The sequence below is a fragment of the Streptomyces sp. NPDC048506 genome (assembly GCF_040651315.1).
In the GTDB taxonomy this organism is placed as follows: domain Bacteria; phylum Actinomycetota; class Actinomycetes; order Streptomycetales; family Streptomycetaceae; genus Streptomyces.
In genome coordinates this window covers 62,737-79,117 of record NZ_JBEZIX010000016.1, presented here as the reverse complement: position 1 = coordinate 79,117, position 16,381 = coordinate 62,737, and the positions used below count along the sequence as shown (strand labels likewise).

The window sequence follows — 16,381 nt, the reverse complement described above, 5'->3', positions numbered from 1 at the left end:
CAAGGCTCGCACGTTCTCTCGACCGGGGCGACGGGAAAGTGATGTCTGACAGGCTAGATGGCGAAAAGTCGGAGAAGGTTGCGTGGCGAACGCCACGCTGGCTCCGCGGCCCGCGGCCCGAGGCGGTGCCGGGGATCGTCGGAACGGCCGGCGTGATTGTCGGTCTGCTGAACCTGGCCGCCGGGGTGTTCCCGCGCTTCCGGCACAGTCGGGTGCACGCCATGGCCGAGGTGCTGCCGGGCGCGGTCAGCCCGCTGGCGGCCGCCGCCTCCATTGTCGTCGGCATCCTGCTGCTCCTGCTGGCCCACGGCCTCAAACGGCGTAAGCGGCGGGCCTGGGTAGCGGCGGTGGCGCTGCTGCCGGTGGGCATCGCCGCTCAGCTCGTGTACCGGCACTCCGTCTTCGGAGCGGCGCTCTCGCTTGCCCTGTTGGGGTATCTGGTCTGGCACCGGAGGGAGTTCGCGGCCCTGCCCGACCCGCGCAGCCGCTGGAAGGCCGTGGCCAACTTCGTGGTCCTCGGCGGCGCCAGCTTCGGCATCGGCATGGTGATCGTCAGCTCCCACCCCCACAAGATCGTCGGCTCGCCGTCCTTCACGGAGCGCGCCGAACACGTCCTGTGGGGCCTCTTCGGCTTCGAGGGCCCCATCGGCTTCACCAACCACGTCGACTACACCGTCGGCTACTCCCTCGGCGCGCTGGGCCTGCTGACCGTCGCCACCACCGCCTACCTCGCCTTCCGCCCCGAGCACCCGGTGGCTCGGCTGACCGAGGACGACGAGCGGCAGCTGCGCGAACTGCTCGCCAGGCACGGCGCCCGGGACTCGCTCGGCTACTTCGCGCTGCGCCACGACAAGGGCGCGGTCTTCTCCCCGTCCGGCAAGGCCGCGGTCTGCTACCGGGTGATCTCCGGCGTGATGCTCGCCAGCGGCGACCCGATAGGCGACGTCGAGGCCTGGCCGGGCGCCATCGAGCGCTTCATGGAGGAGGCCCGGGCGCACTCCTGGACGCCGGCGGTCACCGGTTGCAGCGAGACCGGCGGCCAGGTGTGGACCCGGGAGACCGGGATGGACGCCCTGGAGCTCGGCGACGAGGCGATCGTGGATGTGCCCGACTTCACCCTCAGCGGGCGCGCGATGCGCAACGTACGGCAGATGGTCAAGCGCATCGAGCGCAACGGCTACCACACCCGGGTGCGCCGGGTGCGCGACCTGGAGCCGGCGGAACTGGCGCGGATCCAGCAGGCCGCGGACGCCTGGCGGGACACCGACACCGAGCGCGGCTTCTCCATGGCGCTCGGCCGGATCGACGCGGTGGCCGACGGCGACGCGGTGATCGCCACCGCCCATCTGCCGGCCGGCGAGGGCGAGGAGCCCGGCCCGTTCGGGGACCTGAAGGCGATGCAGCACTTCGTCCCCTGGGGCGACGACGGCATCTCCCTGGAGCTGATGCGCCGCGACCGCAGCGCCGACCCCGGCATGAACGAGCTGCTGATCGTCGCCGCGCTCCAGGCGGCGCCGGACCTCAAGATCAAGCAGGTGTCGCTGAACTTCGCGGTCTTCCGCTCCTCCCTGGAGCGCGGCGAGAAGCTCGGCGCGGGGCCGGTCATCCGGTTCTGGCGGGCGACGCTGATCTTCCTGTCCCGCTGGTACCAGATCGAGTCGCTCTACAAGTTCAACGACAAGTTCCAGCCGCGCTGGGAGCCCCGCTTCGTGGTCTTCCGCAACAGCCGCGACATCCCGCGCATCGGCCTGGCGGCGCTTCAGGCCGAGGGCTACCTGGAGCTGAGCCTGCCGCGCTTCCTGCGGAGCCGGAAGACCACCGAGCCGCGGCCGTGCGCGCACACGGAGACACCGGTACGGGCCGCCGGCGCGGTCGAGCGAGCGGCCTGACGACCACGTCGCCGCGGGCCGTCCACCAGGGCGGCCGGGCGCCGTTGGGGCCGGGCCGGCGCCGGCCCGTTCCCCGCACGCGAAGGCCGCAATCCGGCCGGTCGGCACACGGCCTACGCTGGTGCCATGAGTACCTTGCGTGGCCGGGTGGCCGGACTGCCGGACTGGGACCGCTGCGCGGTGATGGGCGTCGTGAATGTGACGCCCGATTCGTTCTCCGACGGCGGCGAATGGTTCGACACCGAACTCGCCGTCAAACACGGTCTGGACCTCGTGGCGCAGGGCGCCGACCTGGTCGACGTGGGCGGCGAGTCGACCCGGCCGGGCGCGGCGCGGGTGGACGAGGCCGAGGAGCTGCGCCGGGTCGTCCCCGTCGTACGGGAGCTGGCCGCGGCCGGTGTCCTGGTCTCCGTCGACACCATGCGGGCGTCCGTCGCCGAGCAGGCGGTGCAGGCCGGGGCCCGGCTGGTCAACGACGTCAGCGCGGGCGCCGCCGACCCGGCGATGCTGCCGGCGGTCGCCGCCCACCAGGTCCCGTTCGTGGTGATGCACTGGCGCGGCCAGTCGATCGACATGAACAACCGCGCCGTCTACCGGGACGTGGTGGCGGAGGTCGTGGACGAGCTCGGGCGGTCCATGGAGCGCGCGGTGGCCGGCGGCGTGGACCCGGACCGCATCGTCATCGACCCGGGCCTGGGCTTCGCCAAGGAGGCCGGGCACGATCTCGCGCTCGTCGCCCACCTGCCGCGACTGCGGGCGCTGGGCCGGCCGCTGCTGGTGGCCGCTTCGAGGAAACGGTTCCTGGGCAGGGTGCTGGCGGGCGGCGAGGGAGCCGCCCCGCCGCCGGCCCGGGAGCGGGACGCCGCGACGGCGGCGGTGTCGGCGATCGTGGCGCGAGAGGGGGCCTGGGCGGTGCGGGTGCACGAGGTCAGGGCGAGCGCGGATGCGGTGCGGGTGGCCCGTGCCGTGGAGGAGGCGGCAACGGCCGCCACCGGGGACGCGGCCGGTACGGCCGGCGTCGGCGAGGTCAGCGGGACGACGGCGAACACGACGGGAACGGTGTGAGCGGCTTGGGCCCACGGACGGACATCGAGCTGGTCGAGCAGGCGAACGCGACCCTGTACGAGACCATCGAGCGCGGCGATCACGAGGCGCTGTCCGAGCTGTGGCTGGACGGTCAGGTGAGCGTGGTCCACCCCGGGTGGCCGGTGTTGCGCGGGCGCGGCGAGGTGCTCCGTTCGTACGCCCTGATCATGGCGAACACCGAGTACATCCAGTTCTTCCTCACCGACGTGGAGATCGACGTCATCGGGGACACCGCGCTGGTGACCTGCACCGAGAACATCCTCAGCGGTGGGCCCGCCGAGGACGACGGCTCGGTGGGGCCGCTGATCGGCCAGCTGGTCGTGGCGACCAATGTCTTCAAGCGCACCGAGGACGGCTGGCGGGTGTGGTCGCACCACGGGTCGCCGGTGCTGGCGGACCGTGAGGACGAGGAGGACGAGAACGGCGGGGACGGGGACGAGGAGGACGCCTTCTGAACGCTCCGTGAACATCCGCGCCCGGCGTCTCAGGATCCGGGCGCGGCGGGCGTGTGAGCCTTGCCATGACGACCGGGCCTTGCGCTCGGGGTGGTGGCCTGCGCAAAGCGTCAGCGGGGACGTCAGCCATCCGGTCGAGGGCGCACCCGTTCGAGCCAAGTGCGGTACGGGGAGGGGTGGGGCCGGGGAAGGCGGGTAAGAGGCGCGCGGACGATCTCCCGGCCGGCCTGGGCCTGCCGTGCCTAGCAGCGGGGCGGGGTCTTGTCCATAGCCCCCGTGGGCGAGGACTGTCGGTGCTCGAAGGTAGATTCGATGGCGGGGCAGTGTCGCCGGATCGCTCTGGCGCCTGCCTGGAACCGACGAACAGTGGCGCCAGAGGTGCCGTGGACCAGTGGGAGTGATTCGCGTGGATCGTGTCGCGCTGCGTGGCCTGAAGGCCCGGGGCCACCACGGGGTGTTCCCCCGGGAGCGCGAGGAGGGGCAGACCTTCATCGTGGACCTGGTCCTCGGTCTGGACACCCGCCAGGCGGCAGCCTCCGACGATCTCGCGAAGACCGTCCACTACGGCGTCGTGGCCGAGGAGGTGGTGGCCGTCGTGGAGGGCGAGCCCGTCGACCTCATCGAGACCCTTGCGGAGCGCATCGCCGACCAGTGCCTCAAGCACGAGGGCGTGCAGGAAGTGGAGGTGGTGGTGCACAAGCCGGACGCGCCGATCACCGTCCCCTTCGACGACGTGACCATCACCATCACTCGGAGTCGAGTACATGAACACCAGCAGTGACCCGACCGTACAGCCGGTGCCCGCCTCCGTCGTGGAGCAGGTGGACGCCGCCGATGTGACGCTCTCCAACCCCAAGCGCGCCGTGATCTCCCTCGGCAGCAACCTCGGCAACCGCCTGGAGACCCTCCAGGGCGCTGTGGACGCACTGGAGGACACCCCCGGACTGCGGGTCAAAGCGGTCTCCCCGGTGTACGAGACCGAGCCCTGGGGCGTGGCGCCGGGCACCCAGCCGTCGTACTTCAACGCCGTGGTGCTGATCAAGACGACGCTGCCGCCGTCCTCCCTCCTGGAGCGCGGGCACGCGATCGAGGAGGCCTTCGAGCGGGTCCGCGACGAGCGCTGGGGGCCGCGCACCATCGACGTCGACATCGTGGCGTACCAGGACGTCGTCTCCGCCGACCCGCTGTTGACGCTGCCGCATCCGCGCGCCCACGAGCGGGCGTTCGTGCTGGCGCCCTGGTACGACGTCGATCCGGAGGCCGAGGTCCCCGGGCGCGGTGCGGTGGCCGCGCTGCTCTCGACGGTCGGCCGCGACGGCGTGCTGCCGCGGGCGGACCTGGAACTTCGACTGCCCGAGTAGCCGTTAGGGTTGCGGGTCGGTTCCCTGCGGGATGCATCCGTACGGAACGGACGGCGCGGCCACAACGGCAAGATGGTCGTGACGGCAGCTTGGGTCATGACGGTGCGAGGGGCGATCGCTCGGTGAGGCAGCTACACATCAAGGCGCTGGTCGGCGTGTTTCTGGCGGCCGGGGTGCTGGCCTGGGGCGGCGCCCGCCTGTGGGACGCGTTCGGCACCCTTCCCAGCGTGCCCAAGGCGGCGCCCATCGTGCTGGGGTTGATCGCCGTCGTGCTCGCGGCCACCGCCTTCTCGCTCCGGTCGATGCTGCGCGCCCAGCGCGAGCGCCGGCCCGGCGCCAAGGGCGTCGATCCGCTGGTGGCCGTCCGTGCGGTGGTCGTCGGCCAGGCGAGCGCCATGGTGGCGGCGCCGGTGGCCGGGCTGTACGGCGGCGTGGGCGTCTTCCTGCTGACCTCCGGGCTCGATGTCGCACCGCGCCGCGAGCAGGTGCTCTACGCCGGTCTGTCGGTGCTCGCCGGTGCGGCCGTGGTGGCCGCGGCGGTCTTCCTGGAGCGGGTGTGCAAGCTGCCCGACGACGAGGACAAGGGCGGCGGGGTGGACGCGGCGGCCTGACGGCCGCGCCGCCCCGTCCGCTCGCCCGTCCGCTCCGGCCCCGCTCCGGCCCGGGTCAGGCGCCGCCACCTGGGACGGCGTCGGGTGCCGCCGCGCCGCGCGGCAGCTCCGATCCGTCCGCGGTGGTGGCGCGGCGCAGTGCGGTGTGCAGCCCGGCGGGTGTCAGCACGCCCAGGTGGCGGTCGCCGTCCCGCACCGCGATCCAGCCGGCGTCGTGCCGCAGCATCGTGCTGAGCGCCTCCTTGAGCGGTGCTCCCAGCGGCAGCCAGGCGGCCATCTGCCGGGCGTGCTCCCGGACCGTGCCCTGCGCGGTGGGCCGCCCGGTGCCCGGAGCGGCCCCCGAGCCGCCCTCGGCGCCGTTCTCCCCGCCCGTGAGCGCCCGGGCCGTCACCCAGCCGTACGGTGCCCCCTCGGCGTCCAGGACGACCGCCCAGGGCGCGCCGTCGGCGGTCAGCCGGTCGGCGGCACGGGCCGCCGGGTCGTCGAGCCGGACCACCGGCGGCTCTTCCAGGTCGCCGGGCCGGACCGGGGTGACGGCGAGTCGCTTCAGGTCCCGGTCGGCGCCGACGAACCGGGCGGTGTACGGGTTCGCGGGGGCGCCCAGGACCGTCGCCGGGGTGTCGAACTGCTCGATGCGGCCCGCCCCGTAGACGGCGATCCGGTCGCCGAGCCGGACCGCCTCCTCGATGTCGTGGGTGACGAAGAGGACCGTCTTGTGCAGCGTGGACTGGAGCCGGAGGAACTCGTTCTGAAGGTGCTCGCGGACGACCGGGTCGACCGCGCCGAACGGCTCGTCCATCAGCAGGACCGGCGGGTCGGCGGCGAGCGCGCGGGCCACGCCGACGCGCTGGCGCTGCCCGCCGGAGAGCTGGTCGGGGTAGCGGTCGCCGTACGTCGACGGGTCCAGGCCGACCAGGTCGAGGAGCTCCGCGGCGCGGGCCCTGGCCTGCCCGCGCGGGCGGCCGAGCAGGTGCGGGACGGTGGCGGTGTTGTCCAGGACGGTCTTGTGGGGGAAGAGCCCGACCTGCTGGATGACGTAGCCGATGCGGCGCCGCAGCTGGACGGGGTCGACGGTGGATATGTCCTCGCCGTCGAGGAGGATCCGCCCGCTGCTGGGCTCGATGAGCCGGTTGACCATCTTCATCGTCGTGGTCTTGCCGCAGCCCGAGGGTCCGACGAGCGTGACGAGTTCCCCTTCGGCGACCTCGAAGGTCAGGTCGTCCACGGCGGTGGTGCCGTCGGGGTAGTGCTTGCTGACGTGCTCGAAGCGGATCATTCTTCCCCCAGGTGTGGACGGCCCATTGTGGCCGGGCGGGCGTGAACGTGGTGTTGCGCGTACATGGCGATGTAGCTGGTGAGCTGCCGGACCGGGCCGATTGTCAGTGGTGGGGTTTAGGGTCGCAGACGGTCGCCGGAGGAGTGATCGAGAGGGCGGGGGAGGTGACGAGCCTTGAGCGAACGCAGTGAGCGCACCGTCGAAGCGTGCGCGCCGCGCGCGAACGAGGCCGGGCACGGCGAGGTTCCGGGATGAGCGGCACGGCCGCCGGACCGAGCTGTCTGGAGCGCAACGACTGGATCTGCGGTGAGTATCTGCGCACCCGAAGCCAGGAGTTGGTGGACGCGACGGTCCAGCACATCGGCATCACCGCCGTGTCGGTGCTGATCGGCCTGCTGATCGCCGTGCCGCTGGCGCTGGTGGCCCGGCGCTGGCGGCGCGCCGCCGGTCCGGTGCTGGGGCTGACGACGGTGCTCTACACGGTCCCCTCGCTGGCCATGTTCGCCCTGCTGACCCCGGTGTTCGGGGTCTCGGCGGCGGTGGTCGTCACGGGCCTGGTGCTGTATTCGCTGACGATCCTGGTGCGCAACGCCCTCGCCGGCCTGCAAGCGGTGCCCGCCGAGGTGCGGGAGGCCGCCCGCGGGATGGGGTACGGCTCCGCGCGGCTGCTGTTCGAGGTGGAACTCCCGCTCGCGCTGCCGGCGTTGGTGGCCGGACTGCGGATCGCCACGGTCTCGACGGTCGCGATGACCACCATCGGCTCGGTCGTCGGCTACGGCGGCCTGGGCAATCTCATAGCCAGCGGGATGGAGGGCTACTTCAAGGCGGAGGTGCTGACCGCGTCGGTGCTGTGCGTGCTGCTGGCGTTGGTGGCCGACCTGCTGCTGATGGGCCTTCAGCGGCTGCTGACTCCCTGGACGCGCACGCCGAAGAAGGCCGGGGCCCGAGCCCGGCGCGGCGCCCGTACGGTGAAGGCGGTGGGTTGATGGGGGCGGTCACAGGCGCCTGGCAGTGGCTGACGACGGCCGCCAACTGGGCCGGGGAGAAGGGGGTGTGGCACCGCCTCGTCGAGCATCTGTGGCTCAGCGCGCTCTGCCTGGTCCTCGCCGCCCTGACAGCCCTGCCGGTGGCGCTGTGGCTGGGGCACCTGGGCAAGGGCGGGGCGCTGGCGGTGAACCTCTCCAACGTGGGCCGCGCGGTGCCGACCTATGCGGTCCTGGTGCTGCTGACGCTCAGCCCGCTGGGGCGGCACGGCGACTGGCCGACGATCATCGCGCTGGTGCTGTTCGCGGTGCCGCCGCTGCTGACCAACGCCTATCTGGGCATGCGAGAGGCGGACCGCGACGTGGTCGAGGCGGCCCGCGGGATGGGCATGTCGGGTCCGCAACTCCTGCTGCGGGTCGAGCTGCCGCTCGCCTATCCCCTGATCATGACGGGCCTGCGGTCGGCCGCGGTCCAGGTGGTGGCGACCGCGACGTTGGCCGCGCTGGCCGGCGGCGGGGGCCTGGGCCGGATCATCACCGCGGGCTTCGGCAACTACGACACCGCGCAGGTCGTCGCGGGCGCCCTGCTGGTGGCCGTGCTCGCGCTGGCCGTGGAGGGCGTCCTCGTCCTCGCGGAGCGGCTGCTGGACCCGATGCGGGGGCGACGGCGCGCCGCATCGACCTCCCCGACCCGACGGGCCCGAGCGGCCCGGACCGTACCCGACCTGATCCGAACGGACTGAATGGTGGCATCCATGAGCAGCAAGTCACGCGCGGCCCGCACCGCGCTCGTCGCGGGCACCGCGGTCGCGCTGGCGGCCGGGCTGGCCGCGTGCGGTGGCCAGAGCCTGGAGGAGAAGGGCGGCGCCAACGGCAAGGGGGGCAAGGGCGAGATCGTCATCGGCTCGGCCGGTTTCACCGAGTCGAAGGTGCTCGCCGAGATCTATTCCCGGCTCCTCGCCGATGCGGGTTACCGCCCCCGGGTACAGACGCTCGCCAATCGCGAGCTGTATGAACCGGCCCTGGAGAAGGGCCAGATCGATGTGGTTCCGGAATACGCCTCCACGCTCGCCGAATTCCTCAACGCGAAGAAGAACGGCAGCAAGGCCGAGCCGGTCGCCTCCAGCGACATCGACAAGACGGTGGCGGCCCTGAAGAAGCTCGCCGGGCCGCGCGGACTCAAGGTGCTGCCGGCGGGTGCGGCGACGGACCAGAACGCCTTCGCGGTCAGTAAGGAATTCGCCGCCGAACGCCACCTCAAGACCCTCTCCGACCTCGGTAAATCGAAGCAGAAGGTCAAACTCGCCTCCGGTGAGGAGTGCGAGACCCGGGTGTTCTGCAAGCCGGGCCTGGAGAAGACGTACGGCATCGACATCACCGGCCTGGACCCCAAGGGGGTCGGCACCCCGCAGGCCAAGCAGGCGGTCAAGGACGGCACCGACCAGCTGGTGCTGACCACGACCACGGACGCCACCCTCGACAACTTCGGGCTGGTGCTCCTGAAGGACGACAAGAAGCTTCAGAACGCCGACAATGTGCTGCCGGTGGTGAATGCCAAGTCCGCCGGCGACAAGGAGATCGAGACCGCGCTCGGGAAGCTGACGCGTACGCTGACGACCGAAGACTTGATCAACTTGAACCGCAAGGTCGATGCCGAGCGACTCAAGCCCGCGGATGTCGCGCAGGCTTATTTGGAGGCCAAGGGTTTGGTCCAGAAGTAACCAGCGTGAAACGGATTGGCGTGCGGGGCCCCATAGGTCCCGCACGCACGGTAAGTTTCTGGCCATGCCACGAGGACGCCACCGCCATTCCCCACCCCTCCACCGGCTGCTTCCTCCCGTGACGGTCGCCGGTGCGTCAATAACCTGCGCCGCGGGTGCGTGGTTCGTCGGCGACGATGTGGTGCAGCGGGTGCTCGCCGCGGGCGCAGCCGCCGCCGCGCTCGCCGGCGCCGTCCTTCTGCGCGCGTGGGACCGCAAGGCCGGCCGACGGGTCGCCGAACTCACCCGCGCCCGGGTGCGCGACGAGTGGCGCACCGAGGAGCGGATAGCCGAGCTCGAAACGGACGTCGAGGAGTCCCGCGAGATCCGCTCCGCCCTGGATGCCAAACTGCGGGCCAAGCGCGCCGAATTGGCCCGGTTGCGCAGCGAGCACGCCGATCTGCTCCGTCGGTACGCCACCGCCGAGACGGAGCGGGCCAGCGCCCTGGAGGGCCGCCGGCTGCTCGCCCTGGAGGCCGCCACTCCGGCCAAGGCGCTGCCGGCCGTCGCCGAGGTGCCCGCCGCCCGCCGGCCCGCCGGGGCGGGGGAGACCACCCCGGCCCGCCGCGAACCCGCCGCGACTCCGGCCCGCTCGGCCCCGGCCGCCAGCTACGCACAGGCCGATCAGGCGCTCCGTCAGCTGGCCCGTAGCGCCGCCCGGCAGCGCGCCGCCCAGCAGACCGCGGCGCACACCGGCCAGGACGCCGCGGACACCGCACGGGGCGACCGGGACGGTGACAACGGCCGGGGGAATCCCCAGGCGGCCGCCGCCGAGCGCACGGGCGACGCACCGCACGCCCGTACGGCCACCGCCGCCGGACCCGCGCTCCGCCCGGTCCCGGCCGCCGCCGTCGCACCGTCCCGGCCCACCCCGTCCCGCGAGCTGGGCGGCTTCGACTTCTTCGGCAACGCCGCCGCCCGCCGCCCCCGTCAGCTGACCGCACCGCTCCAGGACGATCTGGCGGACGTCGTGGGCGACGAGGCGGTCGCCGAGCAGTCGGCGCGCGCCGAGGCCGGTGCGCAGCCGTCCGCGAAGGACGCCGCGGCCGACGGCGAGCGGACCGACGCGCCGGTGGCCGACGGCGCGACCCCCGACGGCGTCGGAACCACTGACGGCGTCGGAACCACTGACGGTGTCGGTACCGCCGACGGTGTCGGTGAGGTCATCGACCTGACCGCGCACGACGAGACCGAACAGCTCGACCTCGGCGCACTGCGCAGCGCCATCTCCTGACCCGGCCGGCCGCCACCCGGCGCGCCGACCGCCTGGTCCGTGACCCTGGTCCGTGACCGTGTGGCCCCGGAGCCCTCACCGGCTCCGGGGCCACACGTCGTTCGGCCGTCCACAGGGTGTGGACAAGGAAGGGGAGAGGGTCGGGACGGGGCCGCGCCCTACCTGGCCGTACCTGGCCTTACTTGGCCCTACTTGTCGATGTCTCCCACCACGAAGAACATCGACCCCAGGATGGCGACCATGTCGGCCACCAACGTGCCCGGCAGCAGCTCGACCAGCGCCTGGATGTTGTTGTACGACGCCGAGCGCAGCTTGAGGCGGTAGGGCGTCTTGTCGCCCTTGGAGACGAGGTAGTAGCCGTTGATGCCCAGCGGGTTCTCGGTCCAGGCGTACGTCGTGCCCTCGGGCGCCTTCAGCACCTTGGGCAGCCGCTGGTTGATCGGCCCCGGCGGCAGCTCCGCGATCCGGTCCAGACAGGCGTCGGCGAGATCGAGCGCATTGTGGCTCTGCTCCAGCAGGCACTCGAAGCGGGCCAGGCAGTCGCCCTCCTCCCGGGTGACGACCTTCAGCGTGGACCCCAGCTCCCCGTACGCCAGGTACGGCTCGTCGCGCCGCAGGTCGAAGTCCACGCCGGAGGCCCGGGCGATCGGCCCCGAGACGCCGTACGCATGCACCGTCTCCGGCGCCAGTACGCCGACCCCACGGGTGCGGCCGCGGAAGATCTCGTTGCCCAGGACCAGGTCGTCGAAGACGTCGATACGGGAGCGCACATCGGCGACGGCCTGCCGCGCCCGGTCGAGCCAGCCGGCCGGCAGGTCCTCCTTCAGCCCACCGACCCGGTTGAACATGTAGTGCATCCGGCCGCCGGAGACTTCCTCCATGACCGTCTGGAGCTCTTCGCGCTCACGGAACGCGTAGAACACCGGGGTGATCCCGCCCAGCTCCAGCGGGTACGAGCCGAGGAACATCAGGTGGTTCAGTACGCGGTTCAGCTCGGCCAGCAGGGTCCGCGTCCACACCGCGCGCTCGGGCACCTCCATGCCCAGCATCCGCTCGACGGCCAGCACCACACCCAGCTCGTTGGAGAACGCCGACAGCCAGTCGTGCCGGTTGGCGAGCATGATGATCTGGCGGTAGTCGCGCGCCTCGAAGAGCTTCTCGGCGCCACGGTGCATATAGCCGATCACCGGTTCGGCGTGCTGGATGCGCTCGCCGTCCAGGACGAGGCGCAGCCGCAGCACACCGTGCGTCGAGGGGTGCTGGGGGCCGATGTTCAGCACCATGTCGGTGCTCTCCGCCGCGCCGCCGATGCCGACCGTCGTCTCCGTCATGGGAACAGTCTCGCAGCACGCCGTCCCCGGCCCTCAGGCGTCCCACTCCTTGAGCAGCCCCGCACACGCCCCGCCCACCGGCTCCAGCAGCCACCCGAAGCCGCCCAGACCCGCCGGGTCGGTCAGCTCCGCCGCCGCACCCGCCGTGCCCAACGCCCGCAGGTACCCGGCCGGGTCGCCGGCGGCCAGCGCGAGCGGTGGACGGCGGCCGCTCACCCCCAGGGCGTGCAGCGCCGCCCGCTGGGTCAGTCGCCGTGCCGACGGGCCGGCGCAGGCGTCCAGCGCCACATGCGCCGTGATGTCGCAGCTGCCGTCCGGGACCGGGTGCACCTCGCGGCCGTCACGGAAACCCGTGAGCGTGCCGAAGGGCGGACGACGGCCCCCTTCGTGCGCGTAGTCGGCGGCGACGGCGAGCCCGGCGCGCAGCGTGCGGACGGCCCGCGCCCAGGCCTCGTCCCGGGGTCGGCCGATCTCGGCGCGCAGCCCCGGGGGCGGGGCCTGCCCGGCCGCGTCCGAGGACAGCGGCGGCGACCACCACCGGCGCAGCCACTCCGCGTCCGCGCCGTCGACCGGATCGCCCAGCCGCTCGGCACCGTCGTCGCGCACCAGCACCCGGCGCGGCACCCCGTCCGCATCCGTCTCCACGACGTCCACCGGCACGTTGTCGAGCCACTCGTTCGCGAACAGCAGCCCGGTGGCCGAGCCCTCGGCGGGCAGCTCCGCCCGCCAGTCGATCCGCGGATCGAGGCCCTCGGGGCGTGCCGCGCGTTCGACGGCGCACGGGCGCAGCCGCGCCACGACCTCCTCGGGCAGCGCGGCAAGCACCCCGGTCAGCAGCTCGCCGCGGCCCGCGCCCATGTCGATCAGCGCCAGCTCGCCCGGATGGCCGAGGGCCGCGTCGACGCGGCACAGGAGGGTGGCGACGGCGCCCGCGTACAACGGGGAGACATGCACGGAGGTGCGGAAGTGGCCGGCCGGGCCGGGGCCGCCGGGCCGGGTGTAGAAGCCCTCGTCCGGGCCGTACAGCGCCCGCTCCGTCGCATCCCGCCAGCCGCGCCACTCGTTCGTCACCCGCCCAACGGTACGGGCGTGGTCCGCGCCACGGTACGGGCGTCGCCCGCCCCCTGGGACGGGCGGGCGACCGGGCCGGCTCCCGACGGACTGCGCAGGACGTCCCGTGCTCCGACACATTTGGCGCATAGGGTCTCCACCTTGGGGAGTAGGCCGGCTGCACAGGATCGCTCCTCCGGTTGACCCGTACACCTATCAGTCCTGCCTACGCTGGGTTACGTGCAGCGCCTCTACGACTTCCTCCGCAGGCACCCGACGGGGGTGGACACGTTCTGGGCCCTCCTCCTCCTCGGGTTCACCGGCCTGTGGGTCGTGGCGGAGGAGGAAGGGAGCCTCCAGCAGATCACCGCGACGATCTTCACGATCGGCCTCTGTCTGGTCGTAGCGCTGCGCCGCAGGGCTCCCGTGCCGATGCTCCTGCTGACGGCGGTCATCGGCACCGGTCAACTGATCTTCAACATCCCGTCCAATCCGGGCGACTTCGCGATGTTGGTGATCGCCTACACCGTCGCCTCCGGCACCTCCACCCCCCGCTGGGCCTCCCGCTGCGCCCTGGCCGGCGCCATCGTCGGCCCCGCCCTGTCCGTGTGGCGCTTCTCGGAGGCGCCCACCGGCCGGCCGGTGTGGGAGATGCCGTTCTTCACCATCCTGCTCACCGTGCCCTTCGTCCTCGCCTGGGTCCTCGGCGACTCCGTGCGCACCCGTCGCGCCTACTGGGCGCAGCTGGAGGAGAAGGCCGCCCGGCTGGAGAAGGAGCGCGAGACACAGTCCCGGATCGCGGTCGCCGCCGAGCGCGCCCGGATCGCCCGCGAACTCCACGACGTGGTCGCCCACAACGTCTCGGTGATGGTCGTCCAGGCCGACGGCGCCGCCTACGTCCTGGACGCCGCGCCCGAACAGGCCCGGCAGGCCCTGGAGACGATCTCCGGCACCGGACGCCAGGCGCTGGCCGAAATGCGCCGCCTGCTGGGCGTGCTGCGCACCGGCGAACAGCCCGAGGGCGGCGAGTACGTCCCCCAGCCCGGTGTCGAGCAGCTCAACGAGCTCATGGACCAGGTGCGCGGCGCGGGACTGCCGGTCGACTTCGAGGTGGCGGGCGAGCCGCGCCCGCTGCCCAGCAGCGTCGAACTCACCGCGTACCGCATCGTCCAGGAAGCGCTCACCAACACCCGTAAGCACGGCGGTCCCGATGTCGCGGCGACCGTCCGCCTCGCCTACAAGGACGACGACCTCGATCTGCTCGTCGAGGACGACGGGCGCGGTGCGCAGCACGAGCTCTACGAAGAGGGCGGGGCCGACGGCCTGGGCCACGGGCTGATCGGGATGCGCGAACGGGTCGGCATGGTCGGCGGCAGCCTGACCGCGGGCCCGCGGCCGGGCGGCGGCTTCCGGGTCAGCGCCGTACTGCCGCTCAAGCCGACCCAGTGAGGACCGGTTTCCGTCGCATGCCTCCGCCCGGCAACGTGCCGTTGCCCCGCATCATGTCCTCGTTCCGCATCATGATCTCGTCCTGCCCCGCATCGTCGTTCCGTCCCGCGTCGTCGTTCTGCGCCGCGTCGTCGTTCCGTCCCGCATCCTTGTTCCGCCCCGCGTCGTCGTCCCGTACCGGGGCGTCGTCCTGTCCCCCGGCTCCGTGCCACCTCCTGCCTGAAGGGATCCCCCTGCCATGACCATCCGCGTGATGCTCGTCGACGACCAGGTGCTGTTGCGCACCGGCTTCCGGATGGTGCTGGCGGCACAGCCGGACATGGAGGTCGTCGCGGAGGCCGGCAACGGCCTGGAGGCCCTGGAGGTACTGCGCTCCACCAAGGTCGACGTGATCCTGATGGACGTCCGTATGCCGCACCTGGACGGGGTGGAGGCCACCCGCCGGATCTGCGAGGGCGGGCAGCGCGAGGACGCCCCGAAGGTCCTCATCCTGACCACCTTCGACCTGGACGAGTACGCCTTCTCGGCGCTGAAGGCCGGCGCCAGCGGCTTCATGCTCAAGGACGTGCCGCCCGCGGAGCTGCTCACCGCGATCCGGGCGGTGGAGAGCGGTGACGCGGTCGTCGCGCCGTCCACGACCCGCCGCCTCCTCGACCGCTTCACGCCGATGCTGCCCGCCACCTCCGCCTCGCCGGCCCACCCCGAGCTGGACCGGCTGACGGACCGCGAGCGGGAGGTGCTGCTGCTCGTCGCCCAGGGCCTGTCGAACGGTGAGATCGCGGCCCGGCTGGTGCTGTCCGAGGCCACGGTGAAGACCCATGTGGGCCGCATCCTCACCAAGCTGAGCCTGCGGGACCGGGTCCAGGCGGTGGTGCTGGCCTACGAGACGGGGCTGGTGCGGGCCGGGGGCGCGGGGGCGTAGCCGCGGAAGGGCCAAGGGACGGCCCGGCGGAAGGTCCGGGGAAGGACTCGGGAAGGCCCAGGGGAGGCCCAGGGGAGGCTGAGAGAAGGCCCGGCGCAAGGCCCAGGGGTGTGTCGCGGGTGCCGCGGGAGGGTTGACGCGCACATGTAAGGAGGAGCAGATTGGCGCGCGGTAAGGAAACTTTCCTAACAGAAGGGTTCCCTCGTGCGCAGAAGAACGCTCGCTCTCGCCACCGCCTCCGGTGCCGCCCTGCTCGCCGCGGCCGCCCTCCCCGCCACCGCCCAGCCCATCACCGCCCGGCCCGCCGCCAAAGGCGCCGGCCTCCAGGAGGGCACGGTCAGCGCGGCCGACTTACTGGCCAAGCTCACGGACTGTGCGCAGCTCTCCCACGGCAAGTACCGCACGGACGAGGAGACCGCGGCCACCGTCCCCGTCTGCGGCAAGAACGGTGCGGTCTTCTGGAAGGCCGACATGGACGTCGACTGCGACGGCCAGACCACGTCGAAGTGCAACGCCGACACCGACCCCTGGTACCAGGACGACACCGCCTTCCACCAGTCCGACGGCAAGCCCCTGAACGCCGAGAGGCTGCCGTACGTGGTCGTGCCCAGCTCCAGCAGCATCTGGAACTACGCGTCCGCCGGCATCAAGGGCGGCGGCGTGGTCGCGATCATCTACCGCAACCAGGTCGAGTACGCGGTGGTCGGCGACACCGGCCCGCAGAAGATCATCGGCGAGGCGTCCTACGCGGCCGCCAAGGGCCTGGGCATCGACCCCGACCCGGAGACCGGCGGCGCCGATACCGGCGTCACCTACCTCCTCTTCACCAACTCCCGGGCCACGCCGATAGAGAGCCACTCCGACGCGGTCAGCCGAGGCGACGCCCTCGCGAAGAAGTTCCTGCGGGACAACTGAGACCGCGCACCGACACCGCGCACTGCACACCGCTCACCGGCACCGCGCACCGCACACCG

Annotated in this window: 16 protein-coding genes; 13 read left to right on the top strand and 3 right to left on the bottom strand. The window is 72.4% G+C overall.

The features are described 5' to 3' along the window. The first annotated feature begins 41 nt into the window (after window positions 1-41). The 6 genes from AB0C96_RS15445 to AB0C96_RS15420 all read left to right on the top strand — a co-directional run bounded on the left by AB0C96_RS15445 (window position 42) and on the right by AB0C96_RS15420 (window position 5,402). Window positions 42-1,889, top strand: coding sequence for a phosphatidylglycerol lysyltransferase domain-containing protein (locus tag AB0C96_RS15445; RefSeq protein WP_362917547.1), 1,848 nt, complete (start codon window positions 42-44; stop codon window positions 1,887-1,889). Between the two features lie 126 nt (window positions 1,890-2,015). Continuing rightward, window positions 2,016-2,954, top strand: coding sequence for a dihydropteroate synthase (gene folP / locus AB0C96_RS15440; protein ID WP_362917545.1), 939 nt, complete (start codon window positions 2,016-2,018; stop codon window positions 2,952-2,954). Window positions 2,955-2,959: 5 nt separating this feature from the next. Then, window positions 2,960-3,430, top strand: a complete 471-nt coding sequence (locus AB0C96_RS15435; RefSeq protein ID WP_362917543.1) for a nuclear transport factor 2 family protein — start codon at window positions 2,960-2,962, stop codon at window positions 3,428-3,430. Window positions 3,431-3,836: 406 nt separating this feature from the next. Beyond that, window positions 3,837-4,211, top strand: coding sequence for a dihydroneopterin aldolase (folB, locus tag AB0C96_RS15430; protein WP_030414985.1), 375 nt, complete (start codon window positions 3,837-3,839; stop codon window positions 4,209-4,211). Continuing rightward, complete coding sequence (folK, locus tag AB0C96_RS15425) at window positions 4,195-4,791, top strand: 2-amino-4-hydroxy-6-hydroxymethyldihydropteridine diphosphokinase (protein ID WP_362917541.1); 597 nt, start codon at window positions 4,195-4,197, stop codon at window positions 4,789-4,791. Before folB ends, folK begins: the two co-directional genes overlap by 17 nt. 122 nt (window positions 4,792-4,913) lie before the next feature. Then, a complete protein-coding gene (locus tag AB0C96_RS15420) occupies window positions 4,914-5,402 on the top strand; it encodes a DUF3180 domain-containing protein (protein WP_362917540.1) in 489 nt (162 codons plus the stop codon). Between the two features lie 55 nt (window positions 5,403-5,457). Here the strand turns inward: AB0C96_RS15420 and AB0C96_RS15415 are convergent, their stop codons facing one another. Further along, the gene (locus AB0C96_RS15415) at window positions 5,458-6,678 is read right to left on the bottom strand and encodes a betaine/proline/choline family ABC transporter ATP-binding protein (RefSeq protein ID WP_362917538.1); all 1,221 of its coding nucleotides are present in this window, start codon (window positions 6,676-6,678) and stop codon (window positions 5,458-5,460) included. Between the two features lie 251 nt (window positions 6,679-6,929). Here AB0C96_RS15415 and AB0C96_RS15410 point away from each other — a divergent pair, with 251 nt between their 5' ends. The 4 genes from AB0C96_RS15410 to AB0C96_RS15395 all read left to right on the top strand — a co-directional run bounded on the left by AB0C96_RS15410 (window position 6,930) and on the right by AB0C96_RS15395 (window position 10,655). Then, window positions 6,930-7,664, top strand: a complete 735-nt coding sequence (locus AB0C96_RS15410; RefSeq protein ID WP_362917536.1) for an ABC transporter permease — start codon at window positions 6,930-6,932, stop codon at window positions 7,662-7,664. After that, the gene (locus AB0C96_RS15405) at window positions 7,664-8,404 is read left to right on the top strand and encodes an ABC transporter permease (protein WP_362917534.1); all 741 of its coding nucleotides are present in this window, start codon (window positions 7,664-7,666) and stop codon (window positions 8,402-8,404) included. The genes AB0C96_RS15410 and AB0C96_RS15405 overlap by 1 nt, the downstream gene beginning before the upstream one ends. Before the next feature lie 12 nt (window positions 8,405-8,416). Beyond that, window positions 8,417-9,382: an ABC transporter substrate-binding protein gene (locus AB0C96_RS15400; protein ID WP_362917532.1), complete on the top strand. Its 966-nt coding sequence runs from the start codon at window positions 8,417-8,419 to the stop codon at window positions 9,380-9,382. Between the two features lie 190 nt (window positions 9,383-9,572). Then, complete coding sequence (locus AB0C96_RS15395; RefSeq protein WP_362917713.1) at window positions 9,573-10,655, top strand: hypothetical protein; 1,083 nt, start codon at window positions 9,573-9,575, stop codon at window positions 10,653-10,655. A gap of 188 nt (window positions 10,656-10,843) precedes the next feature. Here AB0C96_RS15395 and AB0C96_RS15390 read toward each other — a convergent pair whose 3' ends face one another. After that, on the bottom strand, window positions 10,844-11,986 hold the full coding sequence (locus AB0C96_RS15390) for an NADH-quinone oxidoreductase subunit D (protein WP_362917531.1): 1,143 nt from the start codon (window positions 11,984-11,986) through the stop codon (window positions 10,844-10,846). A 33-nt stretch (window positions 11,987-12,019) separates the two neighbouring features. Beyond that, on the bottom strand, window positions 12,020-13,057 hold the full coding sequence (locus tag AB0C96_RS15385; protein ID WP_362917530.1) for an SAM-dependent methyltransferase: 1,038 nt from the start codon (window positions 13,055-13,057) through the stop codon (window positions 12,020-12,022). A 219-nt stretch (window positions 13,058-13,276) separates the two neighbouring features. On the opposite strand from AB0C96_RS15385, the gene AB0C96_RS15380 reads away from it, so the two are divergent. The 3 genes from AB0C96_RS15380 (at window position 13,277) to AB0C96_RS15370 (ending at window position 16,322) form a co-directional block, all read left to right on the top strand. Further along, window positions 13,277-14,485 (top strand): sensor histidine kinase, encoded by a 1,209-nt coding sequence (locus tag AB0C96_RS15380; RefSeq protein ID WP_362917529.1) that lies wholly within the window; start codon window positions 13,277-13,279, stop codon window positions 14,483-14,485. A gap of 238 nt (window positions 14,486-14,723) precedes the next feature. Further along, a complete protein-coding gene (locus AB0C96_RS15375; RefSeq protein WP_362917527.1) occupies window positions 14,724-15,407 on the top strand; it encodes a response regulator transcription factor in 684 nt (227 codons plus the stop codon). A gap of 204 nt (window positions 15,408-15,611) precedes the next feature. After that, complete coding sequence (locus AB0C96_RS15370; RefSeq protein ID WP_362917525.1) at window positions 15,612-16,322, top strand: glycoside hydrolase family 75 protein; 711 nt, start codon at window positions 15,612-15,614, stop codon at window positions 16,320-16,322. The last annotated feature ends 59 nt before the right edge of the window (window positions 16,323-16,381 follow it).